The sequence below is a fragment of the Candidatus Cloacimonadota bacterium genome (genome assembly GCA_021734245.1).
In the GTDB taxonomy this organism is placed as follows: domain Bacteria; phylum Cloacimonadota; class Cloacimonadia; order Cloacimonadales; family TCS61; genus B137-G9.
This window is the reverse complement of record JAIPJH010000048.1, coordinates 1-23,472: the sequence shown is the minus strand read 5'-3', so window position 1 is coordinate 23,472 and position 23,472 is coordinate 1. Positions and strand designations below refer to the sequence as shown.

The 23,472-nt window shown below is 37.9% G+C and carries 22 protein-coding genes; 7 read left to right on the top strand and 15 right to left on the bottom strand.

Annotation, left to right across the window (positions count from 1 at the left end):
* Positions 1 to 32: 32 nt before the first annotated feature.
* The 3 genes from K9N40_08445 to murI all read right to left on the bottom strand — a co-directional run bounded on the left by K9N40_08445 (position 33) and on the right by murI (position 3,814).
* Positions 33 to 1,631 carry a CTP synthase gene (locus K9N40_08445; protein MCF7814494.1) on the bottom strand — a complete coding sequence of 533 codons (1,599 nt, stop codon included), beginning with the start codon at positions 1,629 to 1,631 and terminating at the stop codon, positions 33 to 35.
* A 26-nt stretch (positions 1,632 to 1,657) separates the two neighbouring features.
* Positions 1,658 to 2,710 carry an aminopeptidase gene (locus tag K9N40_08440; GenBank protein ID MCF7814493.1) on the bottom strand — a complete coding sequence of 351 codons (1,053 nt, stop codon included), beginning with the start codon at positions 2,708 to 2,710 and terminating at the stop codon, positions 1,658 to 1,660.
* 300 nt (positions 2,711 to 3,010) lie between these two features.
* Positions 3,011 to 3,814, bottom strand: coding sequence for a glutamate racemase (gene murI, locus K9N40_08435; GenBank protein MCF7814492.1), 804 nt, complete (start codon positions 3,812 to 3,814; stop codon positions 3,011 to 3,013).
* Between the two features lie 186 nt (positions 3,815 to 4,000).
* Here murI and K9N40_08430 point away from each other — a divergent pair, with 186 nt between their 5' ends.
* The gene (locus K9N40_08430) at positions 4,001 to 4,897 is read left to right on the top strand and encodes a patatin-like phospholipase family protein (protein MCF7814491.1); all 897 of its coding nucleotides are present in this window, start codon (positions 4,001 to 4,003) and stop codon (positions 4,895 to 4,897) included.
* A gap of 158 nt (positions 4,898 to 5,055) precedes the next feature.
* On the opposite strand, the gene K9N40_08425 is transcribed toward K9N40_08430, so the two are convergent.
* Positions 5,056 to 5,361: an RNA-binding protein gene (locus K9N40_08425; protein ID MCF7814490.1), complete on the bottom strand. Its 306-nt coding sequence runs from the start codon at positions 5,359 to 5,361 to the stop codon at positions 5,056 to 5,058.
* 732 nt (positions 5,362 to 6,093) lie between these two features.
* Here K9N40_08425 and K9N40_08420 point away from each other — a divergent pair.
* Complete coding sequence (locus K9N40_08420) at positions 6,094 to 6,663, top strand: hypothetical protein (protein MCF7814489.1); 570 nt, start codon at positions 6,094 to 6,096, stop codon at positions 6,661 to 6,663.
* Positions 6,664 to 6,706: 43 nt separating this feature from the next.
* Here K9N40_08420 and K9N40_08415 read toward each other — a convergent pair whose 3' ends face one another.
* The 10 genes from K9N40_08415 to K9N40_08370 all read right to left on the bottom strand — a co-directional run bounded on the left by K9N40_08415 (position 6,707) and on the right by K9N40_08370 (position 17,224).
* A complete protein-coding gene (locus tag K9N40_08415) occupies positions 6,707 to 7,309 on the bottom strand; it encodes a phosphotransferase (GenBank protein MCF7814488.1) in 603 nt (200 codons plus the stop codon).
* A 19-nt stretch (positions 7,310 to 7,328) separates the two neighbouring features.
* A complete protein-coding gene (gene mobB, locus K9N40_08410) occupies positions 7,329 to 8,078 on the bottom strand; it encodes a molybdopterin-guanine dinucleotide biosynthesis protein B (protein MCF7814487.1) in 750 nt (249 codons plus the stop codon).
* A 333-nt stretch (positions 8,079 to 8,411) separates the two neighbouring features.
* Positions 8,412 to 9,053: a hypothetical protein gene (locus K9N40_08405; GenBank protein MCF7814486.1), complete on the bottom strand. Its 642-nt coding sequence runs from the start codon at positions 9,051 to 9,053 to the stop codon at positions 8,412 to 8,414.
* Positions 9,053 to 9,886, bottom strand: coding sequence for a hypothetical protein (locus K9N40_08400; GenBank protein ID MCF7814485.1), 834 nt, complete (start codon positions 9,884 to 9,886; stop codon positions 9,053 to 9,055). The genes K9N40_08405 and K9N40_08400 overlap by 1 nt, the downstream gene beginning before the upstream one ends.
* Positions 9,886 to 10,581: a hypothetical protein gene (locus K9N40_08395; GenBank protein ID MCF7814484.1), complete on the bottom strand. Its 696-nt coding sequence runs from the start codon at positions 10,579 to 10,581 to the stop codon at positions 9,886 to 9,888. Before K9N40_08395 ends, K9N40_08400 begins: the two co-directional genes overlap by 1 nt.
* Positions 10,582 to 10,591: 10 nt before the next feature.
* A complete protein-coding gene (locus K9N40_08390) occupies positions 10,592 to 11,695 on the bottom strand; it encodes a hypothetical protein (GenBank protein MCF7814483.1) in 1,104 nt (367 codons plus the stop codon).
* A gap of 429 nt (positions 11,696 to 12,124) precedes the next feature.
* Positions 12,125 to 14,533, bottom strand: a complete 2,409-nt coding sequence (locus tag K9N40_08385) for a hypothetical protein (GenBank protein ID MCF7814482.1) — start codon at positions 14,531 to 14,533, stop codon at positions 12,125 to 12,127.
* Positions 14,530 to 15,426, bottom strand: coding sequence for a mechanosensitive ion channel family protein (locus K9N40_08380; protein MCF7814481.1), 897 nt, complete (start codon positions 15,424 to 15,426; stop codon positions 14,530 to 14,532). The genes K9N40_08385 and K9N40_08380 overlap by 4 nt, the downstream gene beginning before the upstream one ends.
* A gap of 323 nt (positions 15,427 to 15,749) precedes the next feature.
* Positions 15,750 to 16,568 carry an XdhC/CoxI family protein gene (locus K9N40_08375; GenBank protein MCF7814480.1) on the bottom strand — a complete coding sequence of 273 codons (819 nt, stop codon included), beginning with the start codon at positions 16,566 to 16,568 and terminating at the stop codon, positions 15,750 to 15,752.
* A gap of 5 nt (positions 16,569 to 16,573) precedes the next feature.
* A complete protein-coding gene (locus tag K9N40_08370; GenBank protein MCF7814479.1) occupies positions 16,574 to 17,224 on the bottom strand; it encodes an NTP transferase domain-containing protein in 651 nt (216 codons plus the stop codon).
* Positions 17,225 to 17,333: 109 nt separating this feature from the next.
* On the opposite strand from K9N40_08370, the gene K9N40_08365 reads away from it, so the two are divergent.
* Genes K9N40_08365 through cls form a run of 5 tightly spaced genes read left to right on the top strand, consistent with a single transcriptional unit; the run spans position 17,334 to position 23,003 of the window.
* The gene (locus tag K9N40_08365) at positions 17,334 to 18,914 is read left to right on the top strand and encodes an HD domain-containing protein (GenBank protein MCF7814478.1); all 1,581 of its coding nucleotides are present in this window, start codon (positions 17,334 to 17,336) and stop codon (positions 18,912 to 18,914) included.
* A gap of 9 nt (positions 18,915 to 18,923) precedes the next feature.
* Entirely contained in the window at positions 18,924 to 19,655 is a 732-nt protein-coding gene (locus K9N40_08360; protein ID MCF7814477.1) for an RNA methyltransferase, read from the top strand.
* Positions 19,656 to 19,673: 18 nt separating this feature from the next.
* On the top strand, positions 19,674 to 20,663 hold the full coding sequence (gene dusB, locus K9N40_08355; GenBank protein ID MCF7814476.1) for a tRNA dihydrouridine synthase DusB: 990 nt from the start codon (positions 19,674 to 19,676) through the stop codon (positions 20,661 to 20,663).
* A 12-nt stretch (positions 20,664 to 20,675) separates the two neighbouring features.
* Positions 20,676 to 21,569, top strand: a complete 894-nt coding sequence (locus tag K9N40_08350) for a hypothetical protein (protein MCF7814475.1) — start codon at positions 20,676 to 20,678, stop codon at positions 21,567 to 21,569.
* On the top strand, positions 21,570 to 23,003 hold the full coding sequence (cls, locus tag K9N40_08345) for a cardiolipin synthase (protein MCF7814474.1): 1,434 nt from the start codon (positions 21,570 to 21,572) through the stop codon (positions 23,001 to 23,003).
* Between the two features lie 24 nt (positions 23,004 to 23,027).
* Here cls and K9N40_08340 read toward each other — a convergent pair whose 3' ends face one another.
* A complete protein-coding gene (locus K9N40_08340; GenBank protein MCF7814473.1) occupies positions 23,028 to 23,243 on the bottom strand; it encodes a hypothetical protein in 216 nt (71 codons plus the stop codon).
* Positions 23,244 to 23,472 lie beyond the last annotated feature (229 nt).

Genomic DNA, 23,472 nt, shown 5'->3' with positions numbered 1-23,472 from the left:
AAAGTCCTGCTCTGAAGAACGGGATTATTTATTTATTTCTTTAATTCAGCAGAAATCCTGACGAATTCCTTGAATATAGGTTGCGGTTCATCGGGACGGGACTTGAATTCGGGATGATATTGCACTCCGATAAAGAAAGGATGATCAGGAATTTCTACTACTTCCACCAGCAGTTCATCTGGTGAAAGACCGGAGATTACCATTCCCTTCTCAGTCAGGCATTCCCTGTATTCATTATTGAATTCATAGCGGTGACGATGACGTTCCGAAATGTCTATTTTCTTATAAATTTTTTGCGCTAAAGAACCTTTTTTCAAGCGGCAGGGATAAGCTCCCAATCTCATTGTTCCACCCATCATATCGATGTATTTCTGATCCTGCATCAAATCGATAACAGGGTTTTTACAATGTTCGTTAAATTCGCTGCTGTAAGGATCTTCCAGACCGCAGATATTCTTGGCAAATTCGATAACTGCGATCTGCATTCCCAGACAAATTCCAAAATAGGGAATTTTATTTTCCCGGGCATATTGAGCGATCTCGATCTTACCATCGATTCCACGCACACCAAATCCACCGGGAACCAGAATTCCATCCACACCTTTCAGCATTTCTTTAATTTTATTCTGCGTTAAAGTCTTTTCAGAATCCACCCATTTCACATTCAATTTCAATCTGTTCGATGCTGCAGCATGAATGAGGGCAGCACCTACACTTTTGTAGGCATCCTGATGTTCCACGTATTTTCCGCAAACAGCAATTGTAACTTCTTTTTCGGGATTTTTGATGTTGTCGATGATCTCTTCCCATTCTTTGAAATCGATCAGATTTTGCGGCAGTCGGAAGTGTTCACAGATCTTTTCATGAATCTTGGCTTCCATATAAACTTTGGGAACTTCGTAGATCGTACTCACATCGATGGCGTTGATCACGCGGCTTTTCTGCACGTTCGTAAAAAGTGCAATCTTGCTTTTGATCTCATCGCTGAATGGTTTTTCACTGCGGCACAGAAGCAAGTCGGGTTGAATACCGATCTCACGTAATTTGGTGGTAGCATGTTGAGTTGGTTTTGTTTTCAGTTCTCCCGCAGCTTTTATGTAGGGAACGTAGGTCAGGAAAACGAACATAGAATTTTCGCTACCTACTTCCAGGCGGAATTGACGGATCGCTTCCAAGAATGGCAAACTTTCGATATCTCCAACTGTTCCACCAACTTCTGTGATCACAACATCATGACCCTGACCGATTTTTCGCACCAGAGATTTGATCTCATTGGTAACGTGTGGAATCACCTGAACCGTTTTGCCGAGATAATCTCCGCGGCGTTCTTTGGTGAGAACAGATTCATAGATCTGACCTGATGTAGAATTGGAATTTTTCGTAAGTGGCTTGCCGATAAATCTTTCATAATGTCCCAGATCAAGATCCGTTTCCGCTCCATCATCAGTAACGAAAACTTCACCATGCTGGAAGGGACTCATCGTTCCCGGATCAACATTCAAATAGGGATCGAATTTCTGCATCACCACGTCGTATCCCATTTTTTTCATCAACAATCCAATGGAAGAAGAAGCGATGCCTTTTCCCAATGAACTTAACACTCCCCCGATCACAAAAATGTGTTTAGCCAAGATTTGCTCCTATTTATACTTTATATTTACATTCTTTTTTCAATTTCCGCATTCAGGCAGGAAATAAAGATTGGTTTGAAACTGCGGTCAAAAAACTTGAGTGAAACGTTATTATCGATGCAGCGATCGTAGGAATGATAGTTTGTGTGAGTGAAGATATTCTTGTTGAAACCAACTGTGAGATAGCATTCCTCCAGGCTGTTGATAAATTCGCTCTGCATATGATAATTGCCCTTTTTATCCTTGGTGAAGGCTACATATCGCACTACGCCATTTTCGAATTTGATCTTAACATTATCGTAAGTTTTGTTTTTATAATAAATTTTATCGGCGAAGAAAACGCCATCCAGGCTTTCTCTGTCAATGGGCATTTCCACAATACCGGTAGGAATTACTACAATTTCATGTTTTGTAGAATCACCATCGTAAACTTTTATTTTATCTTTGATTATTTTTACAGCCAGTTCTTCACTTTTGGAAATAATGCGATAATTGCTGTAGGAAAAGAATTTATCGTGCAATTCGCCACCATAGATTTTCAGAAGATTATAATTACAATTCACGGCATTTAGATAGATGCTTTGCAGTTCTTCGAAATCCTTTTCGATATAACCTGCCAGTTCGTGAGTGGGAAAGTTCAAAAAAACGAGTTTCTTTTTCTGTTCAAAGAGATGCTCCATGATGGATTTGGTGGAGTCTTTGAAACTTTTTATCTGCTGATCGGAAGTTTCTTTGAAATCGCTGGCAAAGCTTTCCCAGCCAACTTCTATAAAAATATCGATGGAATTTATCCAGCTTTTGTAATAATTTGGCGGAACCGAAAAAACCTCTTCCGGCATTTCGGCAAAGAATCTTTTTTTCAGGTTTTCTGTGGAAAGTTCTAATACAGGAAATGCTTTTCTTTTACGGATCGCAACTGCAATTTCCTCTATCAACGGCAGCTCCAGAAGTGCAGCTTCATTGCTTCTGACATTATGGATTTCACCCGCTATTGACACGACATCATCTTTTTGAATATGCAAAAGATTACTAACGATGTTAAAAGCAAGTTCACTGTATTTTTCGATCATGTCTTCCATTGATTATCCTAATTATCTTATAGCCAAAACAGTCTTCGTTAAAGCTGTGCCCTGTCGAGAAAACCACAAAAGTTGGTTGCTTAAGACAAATTGATTCTTATTTGATCCTGAGAAAATATTTATTCTCAATCTAAAACCCTCAGTCCTCCACAGTCGGACAGCTCTCTTCCAAAGGAAGCGAAAGCAGAAATTCGACCTTTCTTTTCCAATTTCTTCCCCTGTAAAGGGGAAATGTTCTGTTTCTCTTTCAAATAATCTTTCACAGAACAAAGGGGTTAATTTATTCATTAAAATTCCTATTTAGATATACCAGCTTTCGCCTAATTTTACCTTGAGAAGTGATTCGACATTTTTATCCAATATTCGAGTAGCAATTTTATGGAATTTATCTTCGTTATCACTTACATAAAATTCGTCATTTCCAGTTGGACTTGTCTCCGATTCATCCAAAATCGATTTCAATTCTTCTGTTACTGCCTGGGCACTATCCACCAATTTAATATCATTTCCCACAAAATTTTGAATTGCTTTTTTCAGGATGGGATAATGCGTACAGCCCAAAACTAAAGTATCGATTTCTTTTTTCAGAAGCGGAGTGAGATATTCTTCAATTACCAGTTTTGTGACAGGATGATCTTCCCAGCCTTCTTCTGCCAGCGACACAAATAATGGGCAGGCAGTACTGAAAACCTGAACATTTTTGTCCAGTTTGGAAATGGCATCGGTGTAAGCATTGCTGCGAATAGTGCCTTCTGTACCGATAATCCCAATTTTTCCATTTCTGGTAGTTTTTACAGCTGTTTCTGCGCCAGGATTTATCACACCTAAAACGGGAACCGAAATATTTTGAGACAGCGTTTCCAATGCTACGGAAGATGAAGTATTGCAGGCAACTACGATAAGTTTCGCACCACATTGAATTAAAAAACGAGCATTTTGAATGGAATATTCGATTACTGTTCCACGTGATTTTGGTCCATATGGAACGCGGGCAGTATCGCCAAAATAAACAATATTTTCCCAGGGAAATTGACAACGAATTTCCTTAAAAACAGTCAATCCGCCCACACCGGAATCGAAAATACCAATCGGTTGTTTTTTCAATCTTCTACCTTCATAATTACATTTTTCATGTATCCAAATTTGTTAGCAACTTGAAGTTGTCAAGACAGGTTTAAATATTTATTTGACTAAACTGAAAAGAGAATCAAAATGAATTCATAAATGATTAATGAAAGGTGAGTTTTATTTTGCAGAGAAGCAACAGGAAAATTCTATGAGAGGTAGATTATGCAAAAAATCGGTTTGTGTTTAGGTGGCGGCGGTGCCAGAGGATTGTGTCATATCGAATTCCTGAAAGTTCTGGATGAGATGGATATCAAACCGCAGATCATTTCGGGAACGAGTATCGGTGCTATCATCGGCTCATTTTACGCAGCCGGTTTATCCGGCAATGAAATCCATGAGATTCTGGATTCCCTGGATTTGACAAAGAAAAAAAATGAAGAAGTTGAAGAGAAAGAAGACAAAAAGGAAGAGGGCAAATTGGAAAAATTTCTGGATTCCAAGCTTGCCGACCTGAAAGAATATTACAGAAAATTCGATAGCGTACACAAATTGATCGATATATCTCTGTTTAAAACCTCCAGTTTTCTGGATGGCAAAGGGGTAGCAAAATTTTTTGAAGATAATCTGCCGGTCAAAAAGTTTGAAGATCTAAAGATTCCTCTCAAAATCGTGGCAACAGATTATTGGAGGCAGCAGCAGGTCGTATTCGATTCTGGAGAGCTGGTTCCCGCCATTCGTGCCAGCATGTCCATTCCCGCTGTGTTCGCACCGGTCGTTATCGACGACACAGTACTTGTGGATGGTGGAATTGCCAACAATCTGCCTTACGACCTCATCCAGGATGAATGTGATCTTACAATTGCAATCGACGTTTCCGGAACGATAAAAGTACCTCAGAAACCAAAGCTCCCAAGTTTTTTTGACAGCATCATGGTCAGTTTCAATACTTTACAGAACTCTGTGATCCACTATCAGATGAAGATCAAAGAACCTGATATCTACATCAAACCGGAATTGCTAGACGTAAACATTCTGGAGTTTCACAAAGTGAAAGAAATTATGGAAAGTGTGGAAAATGATGTGCAGAATTTTAGAAAAAATTTGAAAAAGCTGATCTGATAATCTGATCTGAAACTACATTTCCCATTCGTTTAGATCGTTTAGTACAAAAAAAAAGATGATCGCAAAGAAAAAAAATTTAAACCTACTTTAAAAAAAACAACAGCCACAATTTTGAGCTCAAGATTGAGGCTGTTATTTAAATAATTTTTCAGATTTTATTCTTCCGCTTCATCTGTAAATCTTCTGCCACCTCTTCTTCCGTTGTTTCTTCTGTCCTTTGTTCTATATCGAGCTTCGTGAACTATTAAATTTTTACCCTGCAGATCTTTCCCATCTAAAGCTTTCATGGCCTTATTAGCATCTTCCAGATTAGGCATATCTACAAATCCAAATGCCTTCCATTCTCCACGAATTCTATCAATTAAAATTGTAACTGAGTCTACTTCACCATACTGTGAAAATAATTGCTGGAGTTCTTCTTTCTTCATGTCTCTTAACATATTTCCAACGAAAATATTCATAATACTCTCCCGAACTATAATCTAATTCTGTTCTGATAGTTCTCTGATTTACATTTTGTGTCAAGCAGAACTTTTTCATTTGCATCCTCCGAAAAATATTTTTTTTTCAGTAATCAACAAAAAATAACTCTAATTTTATTTTTTTCAAGCCCCTGAATTTTTAACCTGTGAAATCAAATAAAGAAAATTCTTAAATTTGACTATCACCGTGGCAGAGCCAAGGTGTATTTCGCTAAATTTATTTCAGCAAGCTGAAAATCGAATTTTCATTATTTACCCCTCTGCCTTCGGCATCTCCACTCAAACAGGGGAGAAATTTCGGAAAACCCCGACGCAAGCGTCGAGGAATTCTATTGATTAAATTTCACTGGGTTATTCATGGGAAAAGCAAGCAATGCCTTTTATAATAACCATTTCAATGGTTTGTTATTTTGGCAAACGGTTAAAACCGTTGACCGATTTATTTCTCGTATCAAGATTCCCACGAATGATTTCGTGGGCTTTGCTGGATAAGGTTTTGGATGGGCAAAATAGAAATTATTTCATTTATTACAATAAATCAGATTTATATCAGCCAAAATTTTCGGGGGATGCGTGGAACTTTTTCAAACTAAACTTAGACAAAATTCAAAATATTATTGAAAGCTTTGCTTACAAGAACTTAGATTTTTTTTCTTTACATTTTTCTCTTTTCTGAATTTGTGTAAAAAGGTAAATTAAATGGAGGTTACCATGAAAAAGATGATCGTCCCACTACTCATCGCAATTGCATTATCTTTTGGTTGTACAAAAGAATGTGAGCTTAAGATCTATAATGACACTCCTATTATGCAAAAAGCCAAAATCGATGGAATTATTTATGAAATTCAATCCAACGGTACGCCTGCTGTAGAAGAATACTATTTAGATAGCTATTTGCTCTTATCCGAAACCCAGGAAGTTGCTGTAGAATATGTAGCAAATTCTCCCATTTCATATCGATCACCCAAGACTTTCAAAGTGGAAATGAAACCAGGCAAGAACAAAACTTATCACATAAAATACGACCGCGGACGCATTCAAATGAGAAATATCTCTCCTCTTACTTTAGATCAAATTCTTCTCAAAAAGGAAGGTTCAAATGAGTGGAGTGAAGATCTCTATGATGGAGTGCTGCTACCTGATGAAATTGATGAAATTGCTATTAAAGCAGGAAATTATACAATGAAATTAATTGATGCTTATGGAGTTGAATATCCCTTAGTAGAAATTGAAATAATAGCTGGCGAACAGCTGATGCACTTCTTTACGGGAGAAATGTAAGAAATTTTTTTTAAAGATTTTGCCCCCGTTTTGGGGGCTTTTTTTATTGATAGATATTTTTTAGTCTTTCCCTATTTTCATTCACATCAGCATTTATCTCGATTTTTCCGTATCTTTCTCGCCGAGAATCGAAATGCTCAATTACTTCCGGTATCAACATTTCCCATTCCAAAGGATTTATATCACCACTTTTCAGGTAGGATTGCATCAGTTTTTTGAAGGCAATATCAAATTTCCTTTTATTGTAAATGGAAGCCCAGAAAAGCAGAAAGTGGATCAGATCGATCTCCGGTCTGTCATATTTCCATTCACCGAAATCTATCATAAAGTATTTTCCGTTTTTGAAAAGGTAGTTTTTGGGATTGTTATCATAATGACATATCACTTTCCCCTTTTTATTTTCAAGGTTATGCAGCTGCAAAAACAGTTCAGCTATTTTACTAAAATCTGATTGTGCCAGCTCACCAATTGGAATGCCATCAATATATTCCAGCATCAAAGTATTTTTGCCATCATGATCTATTAATCTGGGTGTGAAGGGCAGATTCTTCTGATAGATATAAAGTTCTTTCTTGAACATTTTGGGAGATTTACAAATTTTTATAACCTGCCTTTTTTGTTTCTGGATGATCAAATTCGATTTCATTTTAACCTCCCGGTTTAGGTTAATTATTAATTTCTATCTTTATTTTCTTTCCCTTTTTATATCCTTTCAAATTTTGCAGATAGGCTTCAATTATATCTTTGAATGTGTTTTGAACATACGGTACAAGATCAAGCTGCTCATCACCGATTTCTACTTTTATGGCAACATTGTTGTCTACTTTGCAATCACTTCTCTGCATTTTTCCCTGCAGGATGTTTTCTACCATTTCCCGGCAGCTGAAACCACATTCTCCACAACATTCCTGCTTTGGAAGCGGAAGAACTTCGAAAACCTTTCTTTCCACCAGATCAGTTAATTCCTGGATATCTTTATCTGCTTTAAAAACATGAAGATCATCATGAAAAACATGATCGTTGGCATATTTACCGGAAATTGCCAAAACAGTACCATCCACCAGTTCATCTAATTGTTGTTTATTTTCCGCACAAATTATACGTGGAAGTGGTTCGGAACGCATTCCTTCCACTACCACCCAGTCTGTATTCAGTTTGGAAAGCATCTGCTGCAAACTAAGCTGCTGATGCCACACCTGGTAAGTTTCAGTCAATCCTCTGGCAATAACTACATTCTGGCTGGCTTCCCAATGCTTCCAGCTGTTGCTGCCGATTTTCTCCATAGAGAATTTCTCAGAATGGATATCTTTGATCGAAGAAACCGTGTAACCTCTTCTGCGAAGTTCTTTTATCAGATTTACCACTACTGTTGTTTTTCCTGTATGATGATATCCAGCTACACTTACGACTTTCATTAAACCCCTCTACGGCTAAAGCCGCTTCTCCCCTTACAAAGGGGAGCTTTCTTTCTCGATCCGGCAGATCGAGTTACACTGAATTTAACCTTGCGAAGGTCGAACAAGCAGGAAGTGCTAAAACCTTCGCAAGGATTTTTTTTCTTCTCGTTCCTAAACTCCACACAAATCTTCTCGTTCCTAAACTCCCGTTTGGGAACGAAGAACGAATTTAGCAACGAAACTCCTGTTTCTTCTTTCTCGATCTGGCAGATCGAGTTACACTGAATTTAACCTTGCGAAGGTCGAACAAGCAGGAAGTGCTAAAACCTTCGCAAGGATTTTTTATTTAATTTAATGGCCAATTATTCCCAGCCAGTCTCCCAACAGGAATTGCAGTCTTCCAATAAGCAAAGAAATACGCGCCATCGCTGTATATCCGAAGGCTGCACCAAAACTTACCATCAAAAAGTAAATCCCGATCTTGGCAGTTACACCGAAAGCTCCTTCATGTTTTTTACTGAAATAGAAATAGATCACTCCTGTTATGGTTCCAACCACCAGCAGCAGCTGGCCAATCACAACGACCCAATCTCCTCCGGTAAATGGATTTATCATGGTTGCTGTCATCTGATTGATGACATCGGATTTCAAATATCTTAAAAAGAAAACTCCGGAAGTTGTACCGATGACAAATGCTACCGGATAACGACTGACCCAATCGATGGAAGGAATCAAACGAAGCAGCATCATAATTCCCAGAACAGCTGGAATCATCTTGATCCAATTACCGGTAAAATCTTCCGAAAGCGGTAAAAACAAGTTCGGTATCAAAATTGAATAGACCGTGTAGATGAACCAGTAACCGGCAGAAAGACCAACAAAGATCTGCTCTGCAACTTTGTAAAACGGATTATCTTTGTACAAAAAACTATAGATGGCAAAAGTGAACAGTGCTGCCAGCCAAACTCCTAAAACTTCAAAAAAATGCAACATTATTCACCTCCTTTTGCTTCTTTCTTCTTATTTCGCCAATAGTTGATGTTTCCAATGGCGATAAAAATAATTATCAGCAGATGAGCTATAGATTGGGCGTCCATTCCACTGGTTGCAGTTCCTGGTTTTTTCACCATGAATTCATATTCTGCAGCTCCTTTCAAACCGGCCAGAAGCCCAGTTAACTGCTGTTGTTCGTTCACGTATGGCAACACAGCCGGAGCGCTAACTCCAGTCACGCCGCCGGTAACAGGTTTGCCGAAAGTATCGTGGGTTATCTGAACCCATTGTTTAATGCCGGGATCGCCAGCCGAAAACGAGCAGACAAAAGCGATGTTATCAAAATTCTTCACGCCGTTCATGATGGGCAGTTCATTGATGGAGGTTCCATTCAGATCGGTCGGAAAAATAGTTCTGAAGCTCTTCCCCATCGCCTGCACTGTAACCATACCGCCAGCTTTGAAACCAAGATTCACATAATCTACGCCATATTCCATTTGGGGATATTCGGTTTTAAGTTCTTCATGAATTTCTTCCGCCATCTGCACGCCCATCGGCCAGAGAGCTGTAATTATTACTTTTACATTTCTTTCCAGACAATTTTTCATCACAGCTGTTGCCATGGGATGAAGTTCCGGTTTACTGCCAGGATCGTAATCGAAAGAAAGAATCACCTTGCTGCCCGGAGGTGTATTTTGAACCAGATCGTAGACCAACCTGGAGTTTTCTGTTGTTTCAATGGGAAGCCCGATCACAAAGATGAGCGGTAGAGCAACGCAGATAAAGATCAGCAGGAAGATCCAGCGTCGGTCAATTTGTTTATGCGCACTCATTATTTACCTCCCAGATAGGAACGTTCAATTCCCAGAATGATCCGTAATGAACTTCCAATAAGACCAAGACCGGCTCCGATCATAATGGCTCGCTGCCCGGCCGTGTTGGGATATTTCATAATAAATTCTGAAATGCGCGGTAGATGCAGAAATTTGAGAGATTCCGGCAGCCAGCCTGTAAGAGCACTTCCCAGACTGGTATTTCCCAGCATAACCAATACAGCTGCGATCAGCAGAAGATTAGATTCAACATTTCTGGCAATAAAAGCACGATAAGCTGCCGATGCAATGAAGAATGCCAGCAGCGAGAACATTGTGGCACTCAGGTGTTGATATACATTATGGAACAGGTAATCAAACGGTTTATCGCCAAGCGTTGCCACGATCTTGGCTCCATCTCCCAGAAATCCGGAACTGGTTTCCGTTCCCCAGAAAGCTCCAAAACCAACCATGACAACAAAACTGATCAGAGTAACAATGTAATATGGCCAGTTTGGTTGTTTAAATTTTATTTTCAGGAAATTTACTTTGAACAAACTGAGCTGTCCCAATATGATAGCAAAACCGGAAATGATGAGAAACCATTCTTCCAAAGTGCTTGAAATCTGACCGAAAAATCTCTGTGGAATGAACTCGGAAAAAATGACGATAAATCCGACTAAAAATGTTATTATTAATGGTATCTGTCTTTTCATAGCTGTCTCCTTAATGCAGAGTCAGGAAATTTTTCAGGAAGTGAATTCCGAATATTTCCATGATAATTCCGGCTGTTAATACGATCACAAAAATAGCTTTTCCCAAATCCTGACCCTTCAAACTTCCCAGCTGATGCGGCTCTTTGGAAAGATAGGCGGAAGCTGCAAAAAGTTCCTCACCGATCAGTGTATAATCGCAGGCTGCCACGAAAAATGGTAATTGACTCGGCATGGCAGTTCCAGCAGTTTGGATAGCTCCGCTGGCAAATCCGGTTTCTGCCAGAATCAAAGATTCAGCATAAAAAGCTCCCAGATAGAAATTGGCTGCTGGTTTTTCTCGCACGATAATGCCGTCCACACCTGCTACAAAACCAAACTGATCATCTGTCAGATAGAAAACCGAATCAGGATCGTAGGCATCGGGGCGACCTGCTTTCAGATAAGATTCCTTAACGATTTCTTTGGCAGTGGAAAGTACCATGGAACGGCATACCGGCACGATCAGCTTGGTGTCGTATTGCGCAGTTTTCACTGCTAAATGCCCCAAAATAGTTAAGCCGGCAATCGTCTGCATATCGTTCAAATCCAGAATTCCCGGCACGAACAGAATCGGTTTACCCATTTCTGTGGCACGCCCCACAGATTCATCCATAGATTCCAAACCGCTGATCTTGCGAATATAAAGCTCCTTACCGCTTTTGGCCGAGAAGATGAAATAAACTATCGCCGCAGTTAAAACTACCACCATGAAGAGAAGCGATATTTTATTTGTGTTGAACCATTGAACTTTGGCTGTTCCAAAACCTTCGTATTTTGCAATTTGCTGATCAGCTGAGTCAAAAGCATACAACTGATAACCGTACTCTGTTCCGGCAGTTACACTTTCTCCATCCACATATTTTCCGAATTGCTGATCTGTTTCTACTAAAACAACTATTTCTCCATTCGCTTTTTCCTTTTGCAGCACGATCTTCACTAAATCGGGATGATCGATATTCCAGTTGATGATAAGAGCTGATCCATCATCATTTGGCGCATCCATCACTGTGAAGGTGCTTTCCGCAAAGAGAAAGAAAGAGAAAGAAAGAAAAATCAGTAAGATCGTTTTTTTCATTCCTGCTCCATTTCAACTTTATTTTTATGGTTTTGAAAAATCCGTTTGGAAGGTGAATTGTCAATTGAAAAAAGGAAAATTGTTTTTTTTGCATCGAACCAAAACGAACAAAGTTCGGTATAGATTTTTTTTATTTCAAAAGAAGGGTTATACAACATATTTCTACGTAACTGTAAAAAATGACGATTTTCATACTCTAATCTCTAGTCCAAATGAATAGCCCCGTGATTTATCGCGGGGATTTTAAAACAATCATAAAAAAGGGCTTTAGCCCAATTGAAGGGTTAAAACCCGAATTATTCTATTTTTTCTCTCTCTTTTCTTCTCGTGGACTGGAGTTCAGCTGAAAGCGGGACTTCAGAATACAATCTTAAGGCTTTTCATTCTCAACTCGAGTCTTAATTTGTTCTTCTGAAGTCGAGTCCAAATTTATTTCAACAGCAGCATCTTACAGCTTGCTTCTACATTTTCAGCTTTTAATCGTGCAAAGTAGATTCCGCTGGAGACAGGCTTGTTGCTTTGGTCGGTGCCGTTCCAAATGACGGAATAGCTATTTTTCCCCGCTTGGGTCATCCTGAGCTGCGTCGAAAGACGGGGAACTTTCAATTGATTAATACCTGACTCTTCGACTTCGCTCAGAGTGACAGAAAGAATTTTTACTTTCTGGCCATTCAAATTGTAGATTTCAATCTTCGCGGTATTTGTGTCCTTAGCGGTTAAATCAAAAGAAATCGTCGTGGATGGATTGAAAGGATTGGGATAATTGGTCATTTGTGAATTTGTCATTGGTAACTGGTGATTTTCAACTCCTACTGAATCTGCACCAAATTCATAGCAGCCCATATCGATGATAGCTTCTCCATTATTGTCTCCATCCCAGATACGTTCATGATATAGAAGATCATAAGGTGGAAGGAGTAAACCTGTTGTATCCGGAGTGCCGGTATCGATGCAGGGTGAATATTCGGAAAGTTGATAAGGATTTTCTTGTGAAAGCAAGAATTGAGGATCTAAACTGATATTACCATCTTCCCAGCTTATTATATTTGCATTATTCTGATTATATGTTCCAGCTTCTCCGTTTTTGATATTGCTGTAATTAACTATACATTCATTTACATTGCCGTTAATAGTATCATCTTTAAGAAAGATTTCATAGTCTGGATCATTATGCATGATTGTATTATTAAGTATCAAGTCTCCATATGAATCAATTGTATGGCTGTAAAATGAACCGCCAGTTGTATTATCTGCCAGTGTGCAATTATTCATTATAGTTGTTCCATTAAAATTATAATTACAGAATAGAAAATTATCAGCACAGTAATTATCATTAAATATACAATTAGTAAAGCGAATTGTTGGTTCATTTCCATTATAATTATTTACTTTAACAATACAGCTTTCAGAATTAGCAGTATTGTTATTTGAAATTACACAATTCTCAATATTGAATTCACTATCATTTCCCCGAGCTGAAATATGCAATGCAACTTCACAACCAATTGGTGGATTGCTGAGATTTGTATTATTACTGATAATGCTATTTTTTAGATATCCACTCCCTCTCAAATAAACAGCAGCAGAGTATCCCTCTATTATATTATCTTCAATTAATAAATTATTATAATAACTGAATTGATTATTATCTGTAAAAATATAATCAATATTAGAATTATTAGATATATTTATATTATTTAAAGTTAAACATTCCATATCTGAAAAATATACTACATTTTCAGTATGTAAAGATGAACTATTTCTTAAAGTAATATCACTAATTTCAATCTCATTACTTATATTAAATCCTATAAGATTTGTTCCTATGAAATCATTACAAAGTATCGTATTATCCATATCTTGACCAACTATTGAAACGAATTCTTTACATCCAATTGGATAGATTTGTTGATTCTCTTGGTAAGAATATGTACCGTTTGCTATATGAATTGTTCTGGGATTCTGTTCATTGGCTTGAATTTTGTGAATTGCCCAGGAAATTGTTTTCAAAGGTTCATTAATAGTTATTCCGCTATTATTATCATCACCGTTTGTGGAAACATAAAGATCTTCCGGAATTAAGTTCATCCAGTTGTTTTGGATATTAACCGTCAATGTTGAACCTTCATAATATTCAGCAAAGAAGCGACTGGGATTAAAAACAGTAAAAGTATCTACTATTACTTCGATGTTTCCTGTGTCCTGTACATAAATATCCGATCCTCTACCTGCATAATTATTATAGATATTGCATAAATTATCTGGATCACAATTTAGTGAACTGTCGTCATCAAGATATACTGCCCCTCCACAAACGCCATAATTTTCGTACAAAGTTACTCCCGAAAGATTGATAAATCCATGCCTGGCGTAAATGCCAGCCCCAAGAGAAGCTTTGTTATGTTTTATAATGCAATTTGTAATAAATGCTGTACTATAATCATGTACTAAGATTCCTCCACCATCATGTGACCAGAATTGAGTTCCGTAACCGTGCTGGATCGTAAATCCTCGAATGATAGCATTTGTTTCACCATTATGAATACGAATACAGCTTTCAAGATTTTGTCCATCGATGATCGTAGAATTAATAAATTGAGAATTTCCTGTTATCAGTTCCTGACTGCAAAGTGTGATACTCTTTCCATTAAAATCAAGGTTCTCGTAATATGTACCTGGATAAACAAGGACGGTATCATTATCTACTGAAGCATTTATTCCTTCCTGGATGGTTGTGAAATCACCTGTACCGTCAAGATTGATGTACCAGGTGGTAGAGACTAACCACGAATTAACACAAATTAGCGCGAATAAAGGGATAAGTTTTTTAATATTCACTTTTCCTCGCCCAACTTGTAAAACCTGGTAGTAGGATATGCCAGATCGATGTCGTCGTGTTTGGCAAATTCGGTAAGAATATCTTCCCAGATGGCTTCGTTATATCCTCTTCTTCTTCTGGTTTCGCAGAGGTGACGAATCGTGAGTTGAACTCCGCTATCTTTTACATCGGTATAAACAATCGGTGTAAGATTTTTGTAGTAGATCATGAATTTTCGGGCTGCTCGCTTTATCTGTCTTTCCATGGCAGTTGAGATGTTTTCGCCTTTATTATTGACAATTTCCAGCAGGATTTTTTTAGCTTTCTGCCAGTCGCTTTCAAAGGTGATAAGAACACGAATCTCGTTCCAGATATATTTGAAACCTTTATCGTAATTTGCCAGTTCCTGAGTGAATATCTTCCCATTTGGAATGTGAATAATTCTGCCGGTCGATTGATCTGCCTGCACCCAGTTGCCAATTTCCAAAATAGAAATTTGAAAAGCACTCAAATCGATCACATCTCCGGCGTATTCTCCCAATTGAATTCTATCACCCACATCAAACGGTTTGCGCGAAACGATGAAAAGCCAGCCTGCCAGATTGGAAATGGGATCTTTGAGAGCAACTGCGATACCGGCAGAGAGCAAACCAAGATAAGTAACTAACGACTGGACGCCTTCATACCAGATGCGCCCGATGATGATAAAACCCAGTATTACAAAAATAGTATTCAAGATTTTGCGCCACTGATAATGCACTTTTACATCGGAAATCCTTTTTAGAACGAATTGCCTGATGATGATCTTGATAAGCCAAAGCAATGCCAGAAATATGATCGATTTTAAGACCTTGATCATAAACGGTGAATCTACATATGGTATCTGCTGCAATAAATTTTCAAAAGCTTCCATTTATTTTACCTCTTCAATTTATAAATTTCCGATTTTCTTCCCTGTCAAGGGGAGATGTTCCCACGATCTGAGAGATCGTGATACACTAAACCCGCTTCTCCCCTTGCGAAGAGGAGCTTTTTCCACGATCTGAGAGATCGAGCTATGCATCCTAACCTTGCGAAGGTCGATCAAGCAAGAAGTTCCAAAACCTTCGCAAGGTTCTTCTTGTTCCCAAAACTCCACACAAACTTCTTGTTCCCAAACTCCTGTTTGGGAACACAATACCACTTGAAACTCCAGTTTCATCTTTCTCAATCTGGCACTTCAAGCTACGAAATTTTTTATTTTTCATTTTTATAATGTTCTATCTTCTTCACATCATTGTAAACTGCTAAAATCTCGGCAGAAATGGCGATGGCAATTTCCTGCGTTGTGGTTTTACCAATGTTCAAGCCGATCGGTGCAAAAACTTTTGAGATCAGATCACCAGCATATTTTGATTTTTCAATTTTATCGATTGCCTGTTTTACTTTAGTTTTAGATCCGATCATGCCAATGTATTTTGCCTTTACATTGTTTCTGCAAAGAGCATCCAGAATATCAAAATCGTGGATATGACCATGCGTGAAAATTAGAATAGCATCAGTTTCGGCAGGTTCAAATTTCTCCAGGAATTTCAGATAATCAACAGCCAGAACTTCTTTTGCCAAAGGAATTCTTTCTTTATTGGCAAAATCTTCTCTGTTATCGATCACAACGCAGTAAAAACCGATAGAAGTTAGAAGTGGAACCACACTTCTGCAAAGATGGCCAGCACCAAAAATGTAGGCTTTTTTCGTAGGAGGAAAATATTCCAGAAAAACTTTAGCTGTTCCGCCACATGCCATGCCGATTCCTTCTGAAGTTTCGGTGAGTGCAAATTCCAGAAGTGCACTTTTTGGGGTTTGGAAGATCTCGCTGCATTTATCCAGAACCAATCTCTCTAATTTGCCGCCACCAACTGTTCCATCAATACTGCCATCTTGATAGTAAAGCAGTTTAAATCCGCTTCTGCCCGGTGTTTTTTCCACACCTTCCACCACGGTAGCCATCACAAATGCAATGCCTTTTTTCTGATTTTCGGCTGCTTTTTCTATTATTTCAAAAATCGGTGTTTCCATAAATTTTATATTTCCTTTAATTTTGCTTCAAATTCTTCCATCGTGTTAATATTATGCAAAATAGCTTCATCGTCAACTTCGACGTATTTTATCTTATCCTGAAATCTCTTTAGAACTTCTTTTAAATTTGTATCATCAGGTTGTTTTAAAAGAAAGTCGCGAAATTCCGGCTGAAAAATAATGGGATGTCCAGCTCTGAATTTTCCATTTATTTTTACCGATGGTTGAAAGATCAAATGATCATCATCCAAGCTGTTTTCCAAGGCATCGTAGGTTTCATCTTTTATAAACGGTTGATCGATAAGATGAAGAAGTGTAGGTTTCTCTTTTACAGCAGATTCCAAACCTTGCTTGATGGAAGTGAACATTCCTTTTTCGGCATTTTTATTTATTGCAAAATGAACTCCCTGCCATTCTATATCAGACTCAATCAAACTCTCTCTTATCATTTTGTGATTATGTGCATTCAACACGATCGCAATTGTCTCAGAATATTCGTTCAGACTGTTTACAATTAACGACAAAACAGTATAATTACGTATTTTTAACAATGCTTTTTCCTGCCCCATTCGTGATGATCTTCCCGCACAAATAATAACAGAAGAAAGTGGTGCTTTCTGTTTTTGTATAAAGGTAAGAGTTTCATTGTCTATCATTATTTCCTCTTCTATCCTGAAATTAATTCATTGACATAATATCAATATTGAACAGACATTTACTAAGTAATAAAAATTATGTCAAATTATAAAAGATAAGAGGATTTTGATGTACGATATCAAGAGGTTGACAGAATCGATAAAAAGACTGACAAATGTGGGGATCGCTCTGTCGGCAACTCAGGATATCAACGCTTTCTTTGAATTGATTCTAAAGGAGGCGATGTTCTTCACAAATGCTGATGCAGGAACCGTCTATACAGTTTCTGATGATCAGCAACATCTTGATTTTAAAGTTGTATGCACGAAATCAAAAAAATTGCATATGGGTACTGCTGACACATCCAAATGGCCACCTGTACAGCTTTATGATGCAGATGGCAATAAACGCATGAAAAATTTCGTTGCTTATGTTTATCATACAAAAGAACCAAAAAAGATCAATGATGTATATAAACAGGATTTGTTTGATGCTTCCGGTACCAAAAAATACGATAGGGCAAATAATTATAAATCGATTTCCATGGCAGCAATACCGTTAAAAAATCACGAAAATGATATTTTGGGAGTTGTTCAACTTATTAATGCCATAGATGATGATGGGGAAATTGTACCATTTGCTAAAAGAAATATCATATTCCTGGATTCTCTGGCATCGCAAGCTGCAATCGCACTTTCCAATAAGAAGCTAATCCAGAACCTGGAAAAATTACTTCATCAATTCATCAAAAGTATCGCTAAAGCAATTGACCGGAAATCTAAAAATACCGGAGGTCACATTACCAGAGTTGCCACGCTTTCCGAAATGCTGTTCCAGAAAGTTAATGAAGATAATACTATTTTCAAAGATTACAAATTCGATGAAGATGAAATCCAGGAACTCAGTATTGCTGGCTGGATGCACGATGTTGGCAAGATCACGACACCCGTTTATATAATGGATAAAAGTAAGAAACTGGAAACGATTTTTGATCGCATCGAAATGGTGAAAACACGTATAGATATGGTGATTGCTATAATTGAAAGAGATAAAGCACTGGCTCCAAAAGAAAAGTATGGAGAATTTGACAAGATCATTAATGAAGTAAAAGAATATAAAGAAATCCTGATAACATGCAATGAAAGCAGCGAATATATGAACGATGAAATTTATAATAAATTAACCGAGATTTTCACCTTCAATTATTCTTCGGAGGGCAAGAACTATTTCATCATTACGGAAGATGAATTCAATAATCTCAGCATAAGGAAAGGAACTTTAATTCCAAAAGAAATGGAAAAAATGCATGAACATGCTTCGGTAACTTTGGAATTACTGGATGAATTAACATTTCCAAAAAAATTCCGCAATGTACCACTTTTTGCTGCGTCTCATCATGAAAAGTTGAACGGTAAAGGATATCCTTCCCAACTAACAGAAGATGAGCTTCCGCTTCAAGCACGTGTGATTGCTGTTGCCGATATTTTTGAAGCTCTCACTGCCAGCGATCGACCTTACAAATCGGATAAAACACTTTCCCAGACGTTCAAAATTTTAGCTTTCATGGCAAAAGATCGTGATATCGATCCTGATCTGCTGACGCTTTTCATCGATAGCGGACTTTTTACGCAATATGCGAATATCTATTTAAAACCGCATCAAATAGATGATGTGGATTTTGAAATCATAAAAAAAATCTATCAGAACTAATTCTCTTCAATGCAGGAAATTACTAAAAATCAATTAAAAGATTTTGCCAGACTCCAGCAGAAAAAGTATCGTCAGCAGTTTGGGAAAGTTATTGTAGAAGGCAAAAGAACAATAGAACTCCTGATAGAAAATCACATTCATATCGATACGATTTTTTATAGTGATGAAGCTGATTTACCAGATAATATAGCGAGTGTAACTGAACAAATTAAGCTCCAAAACTGGCAAATGGAAAAGATCACTGCAACAAAGAATCCGCAAAATATTGCTGCTTTGCTGCCAACTGAAACACCAAAAATAAATAGCAGGAAGTTTCTGCTTTATTTAGACAACATCAAAGAACCGGGAAATCTGGGAACTATCTTTCGAACAGCATCTGCAGCCGGTTTGGATGGCATCGTGCTTTCTCCTGATTGCTGCGAAATATTCAATCCAAAAGTAATTAGATCTTCGCTGGGAACAGTTTTTGTGCTGCCATCGGAAGTGCACGATCTTGACTGGCTTCAAAAGCAGAGGGCTCAAATTTTTGTTTCTACTCTGCAGAATGCAAAAGATCTTGGTGAAGTAGAAAGATCAAATGAAAATTGTATTCTTGTTTTAGGTTCAGAAGCAGAGGGCGTTCGACCTGAAATTTATGAAATGGGATTCGAAAATATTAACATCCCGATTTCTTCAAATGTGGAATCATTGAACGTTGCAGTAGCAGCAGGCATTATGATCTTCCAACTAAAAAATACTTAATAGATAATTTTCAAAAAAATGAAATCAACAAATTCAAGGCAGATAAAATTAGAAAAACTGATCAGAAAAAAACTGTGGCTGGCACCTTTAGCCGGCTACACCGATAAAGCATTCAGAACCATTTGTAAAGAATGTGGTGCCGATGTCGTAGTCAGTGAAATGGTGAGTGCGGATGGACTGATCTACAACAACGATAAAACCATGAAATATGCCAGATTTAATGAAGATCAACGACCATTTGGAATTCAGCTTTTTGGTTCTGATGCAGAAATAATGAGAAAAGGTACAGAATTAATTTTATCTTCAAAACCTGATTTCATCGATATCAATATGGGTTGCCCGGTAAAAAAAGTGGTAAAACGCGGAGCTGGTTCCGCCTTGATGAAAACACCCGAAATTGCTGAGAAGATTGTGCAGGAAATTAAAAATGTTTTAGGGGGAACTGAAATCCTACTATCCGTAAAAATAAGAGCGGGTTGGGATAAATTCAGCATAAATGCAACCGAATTCGGGCAGAGAATGGAAAATGCCGGTGCAGATATGATCTGCCTTCATCCCAGAACAAAAGCACAGATGTTTTCAGGAAAAAGTGACTGGAGTTTGATAACAGAATTAAAATCCAATCTAAAAATTCCGATAGTAGGAAATGGTGATATAGATGATATAGAAAGTGCAGAAAAAATGTTCAGTGAAACTGGTTGCGATGCGGTAATGATCGGCCGTGGCATACTTGGCAAACCCTGGCTTTTCAATCAGATCAAGGAATTCCAGAAAACGAGTATTAAAACTGAACCTGAAGTAAAAGAAAAGCTTGCCATCATAAAACGACATTTTGATCTTTTACAACATGAAAAAGGATATGGAAGAGCTATCAAAGAAATGCGATCTCATCTGGCGTTTTATACCAAAGGCTACAGAGAAGGTGCAAAAGTGCGGAATTTCATCAATCGCTGTTTCGATTTTGAAGATATTTACCAGGCAATTGTGCAATTATACCAGAATCAATAGAGCAAATATACAATGAATGAAGTTGATAACATTTTGTGGCAGGTAAGGTATTTGCAAAACAAAAACTGGCTAAGAGCCAGAGAACTTCTGCAATCGAGTGTAAATGAATACCCGAATAACAGCAAATTGCAGCTGTCTTTAGCAGAATTGTATCAATCTAAAAAGCTGTTTCGCAAAGCTATAGTGGAATATCAAAAACTCCTTCCCATTTTCGATCGCAAAGATCTGATCAATTTTCGCATTGGAAACTGCTTTCTGGCTTTAAATGAATATCGCCTTGCTTTGAATTATTATAATATTCTACCAGAAAATTCTCCCGAATTGCTGTATAATAAAGCATTTGTGCTTTCCAAGCTGAACAGAGTTGACGAAGCAATTGATTGTCTTGAGAAATTATTCAAAAATAATTATCCAATGAATTCTGAATTACCTCATATTTTTCTGGCTGAACTCCTGTATACACGTCGTGAATTTACGAAAGGAATTCATTACCTGGAATTGGCTGAGAAGAGTTATGGAAAAAAAGGTTCAATCTACTATTTGAAGGGCCTTATATACATGAATCTGAAGAATTGGTTGAAAGCATATCTGGACTTTGAAAGTGCTGATAAATTGAATGTGAATACACCACACTTTTTAAAAAACTACGGACTTGTTTGTTCCAAGATCGGCAAGAATACAAAAGCTGTTGATCTACTTCTCCGCAGCATCAAGCTGGCTCCAACCGATCCGGGAGCTTATATCGAGATCATAAAACTATATCTGGATCAAAATCGCATTATGGAAGCCTACAGCATTGCTCAGCATGCCAAAAGAAATATTCCCTATTCTATCACACTATCCATGCTCTACGATCAGATCTTAATGAAAATCGGAAAAGATTTTGCATTCAATAAGGATATTTAAATGCTCGATGTAATCCATTCATTCTGGTATGTAATTGTAGTTGTAATTTATATTCTGGGAATCATTGCCAGTTTGGATGCTATCTGGAAAGGTCGAACAGCTCAGGGTTCTATCGCCTGGGCGGTTTCACTGATTGTGTTTCCCTATCTGGCACTTCCGCTTTATTATATTTTTGGAGACAGAAAATTTTATGCTTATGTGAAAGCAATGCGTTCGGGAAACGTGAAAATAAAAAATGTTGCTGATTGTCTTCTAAAAAAATTAGAAAAGAAAAACCTGATATTGGAAGATACCGACAATGATTTCAAGGTTATGGAAAAACTGGCCAGACTGCCATTTACAAAAGGTAACAGAGCAAAGTTGCTTATCGATGGCAATGAAACATTCAAAGATATTTTTAAAGGAATTGAAGAAGCAAAAGATTATGTTCTGATCCAATTCTACATGGTTCATGATGATGTTCTGGGAAGGCAGCTGAAAGACCTTCTGGTCAAAAAGAATCAAGAAGGAGTTAGAATCTATTTCCTTTATGATGATATTGGAAGTCATTTGCTGCCAAAAAGTTATGTGGAAGAACTGCGTGAGAAAGGAATACAGATCACCAGTTTTAAAACCAGGAAGAGATTCAGTTTTAAATTGCGACTGAATTTCCGTAATCATCGAAAAATAGTAATTGTAGATGGCAAGAAAGCTTATGTCGGTGGTTGTAACATCAGTAAAAAATATCTGGGAATTCATCCTAAATACGGTTACTGGCGAGATACACACGTTATGATCGAAGGCCCGGCTGTTCAAACAATTCAACTGCCTTTCCTTTCCGACTGGTATTGGGTTACGAATTTCATTCCCGATCTTAACTGGGAACCGGAAGCCGTTCCAGGCTGCAACAACAAAGTTTTGAGTGTTTCTTCAGGACCGGCAGATGAGCAGGAAACCTGTGGTATATTTTTTGTACAGGCCATTAATAGTGCCAAAAAGCGTTTATGGATCGTAAGTCCGTATTTCGTTCCCGACCAGCAGGTTCTTACTTCACTTCAGCTTGCAGCGATGCGTGGAGTTGATGTGCGACTGGTAATTCCACAAAAATCCGATTTACTTCTTACCTATCTTTCTTCATTTTCATATTTGGAAGAAACAACTCGATCCGGCGTAAAAGTGTATCGTTATAAGAAAGGATTCCTACATGAGAAGGTTATGTTGATCGATGATGATAAAGCCGTAGTGGGAACTGCAAATCTGGACAATCGTTCCTTCCGTATAAATTTCGAGATCAATCTGCTTTTCTCCGATAAGAATTTCGCTTCCCGAGTGGAAGCTATGTTGAACGATGATCTGCAGAATAGTTTCCAGGTGGGAGTAGAAGATTACAGCAAGCGTCCGATCTGGTTCAAATTAGCTGTTAAGATCGCTCGTTTGATGTCGCCGGTGCAATAGAATTTAGAGTACAGATTTTAGACTTTAGACTTTAGACTTTAGAGTGGTAGAATTTCTCGTTCCCAAACTCCACACATTTCTTCTCGTTCCTAAACTCCACACATTTCTTCTCGTTCCTAAACTCCCGTTTGGGAACGAAAGATATTTCTCTTTTACTTCGTAGCCGGATTGCTGGTTGCTCGTTTCTTGTTGCTCGTTTCTTGTTGCTGGTTGCTTGTTGCTGGTTGCTAGTTTTTTCACGCAACCCCCGAAAAATTTGGAATGTATAAACCCACTTTATTACAATAAATGAAATTGTTGCTATTTTATTCGTCCAAAACCTTATCCAGTAAAGCCCACGAATTCATTCGTGGGAATCTTGATACCAGAAATATATCGGACAACGGTTTCAACCGTTTGCACAAATGATAAACCATTGAAATGGTTACTACAAAAGGCTTTGTTTGCTTTTCCCATGAATAACCCAGTG

Bases quoted from the DNA above. Each gene is read 5' to 3' on its own strand.
- K9N40_08440 (MCF7814493.1), bottom strand. From the start codon at position 2,710: ATGGAAGACATGATCGAAAAATACAGTGAACTTGCTTTTAACATCGTT.
- K9N40_08430 (MCF7814491.1), top strand. From the start codon at position 4,001: ATGCAAAAAATCGGTTTGTGTTTAGGTGGCGGCGGTGCCAGAGGATTG.
- K9N40_08425 (MCF7814490.1), bottom strand. From the start codon at position 5,361: ATGAATATTTTCGTTGGAAATATGTTAAGAGACATGAAGAAAGAAGAA.
- K9N40_08420 (MCF7814489.1), top strand. From the start codon at position 6,094: ATGAAAAAGATGATCGTCCCACTACTCATCGCAATTGCATTATCTTTT.
- K9N40_08415 (MCF7814488.1), bottom strand. From the start codon at position 7,309: ATGAAATCGAATTTGATCATCCAGAAACAAAAAAGGCAGGTTATAAAA.
- mobB (MCF7814487.1), bottom strand. From the start codon at position 8,078: ATGAAAGTCGTAAGTGTAGCTGGATATCATCATACAGGAAAAACAACA.
- K9N40_08405 (MCF7814486.1), bottom strand. From the start codon at position 9,053: ATGTTGCATTTTTTTGAAGTTTTAGGAGTTTGGCTGGCAGCACTGTTC.
- K9N40_08400 (MCF7814485.1), bottom strand. From the start codon at position 9,886: ATGAGTGCGCATAAACAAATTGACCGACGCTGGATCTTCCTGCTGATC.
- K9N40_08395 (MCF7814484.1), bottom strand. From the start codon at position 10,581: ATGAAAAGACAGATACCATTAATAATAACATTTTTAGTCGGATTTATC.
- K9N40_08390 (MCF7814483.1), bottom strand. From the start codon at position 11,695: ATGAAAAAAACGATCTTACTGATTTTTCTTTCTTTCTCTTTCTTTCTC.
- K9N40_08380 (MCF7814481.1), bottom strand. From the start codon at position 15,426: ATGGAAGCTTTTGAAAATTTATTGCAGCAGATACCATATGTAGATTCA.
- K9N40_08375 (MCF7814480.1), bottom strand. From the start codon at position 16,568: ATGGAAACACCGATTTTTGAAATAATAGAAAAAGCAGCCGAAAATCAG.
- K9N40_08370 (MCF7814479.1), bottom strand. From the start codon at position 17,224: ATGATAGACAATGAAACTCTTACCTTTATACAAAAACAGAAAGCACCA.
- K9N40_08365 (MCF7814478.1), top strand. From the start codon at position 17,334: ATGTACGATATCAAGAGGTTGACAGAATCGATAAAAAGACTGACAAAT.
- K9N40_08360 (MCF7814477.1), top strand. From the start codon at position 18,924: ATGCAGGAAATTACTAAAAATCAATTAAAAGATTTTGCCAGACTCCAG.
- dusB (MCF7814476.1), top strand. From the start codon at position 19,674: ATGAAATCAACAAATTCAAGGCAGATAAAATTAGAAAAACTGATCAGA.
- K9N40_08350 (MCF7814475.1), top strand. From the start codon at position 20,676: ATGAATGAAGTTGATAACATTTTGTGGCAGGTAAGGTATTTGCAAAAC.
- cls (MCF7814474.1), top strand. From the start codon at position 21,570: ATGCTCGATGTAATCCATTCATTCTGGTATGTAATTGTAGTTGTAATT.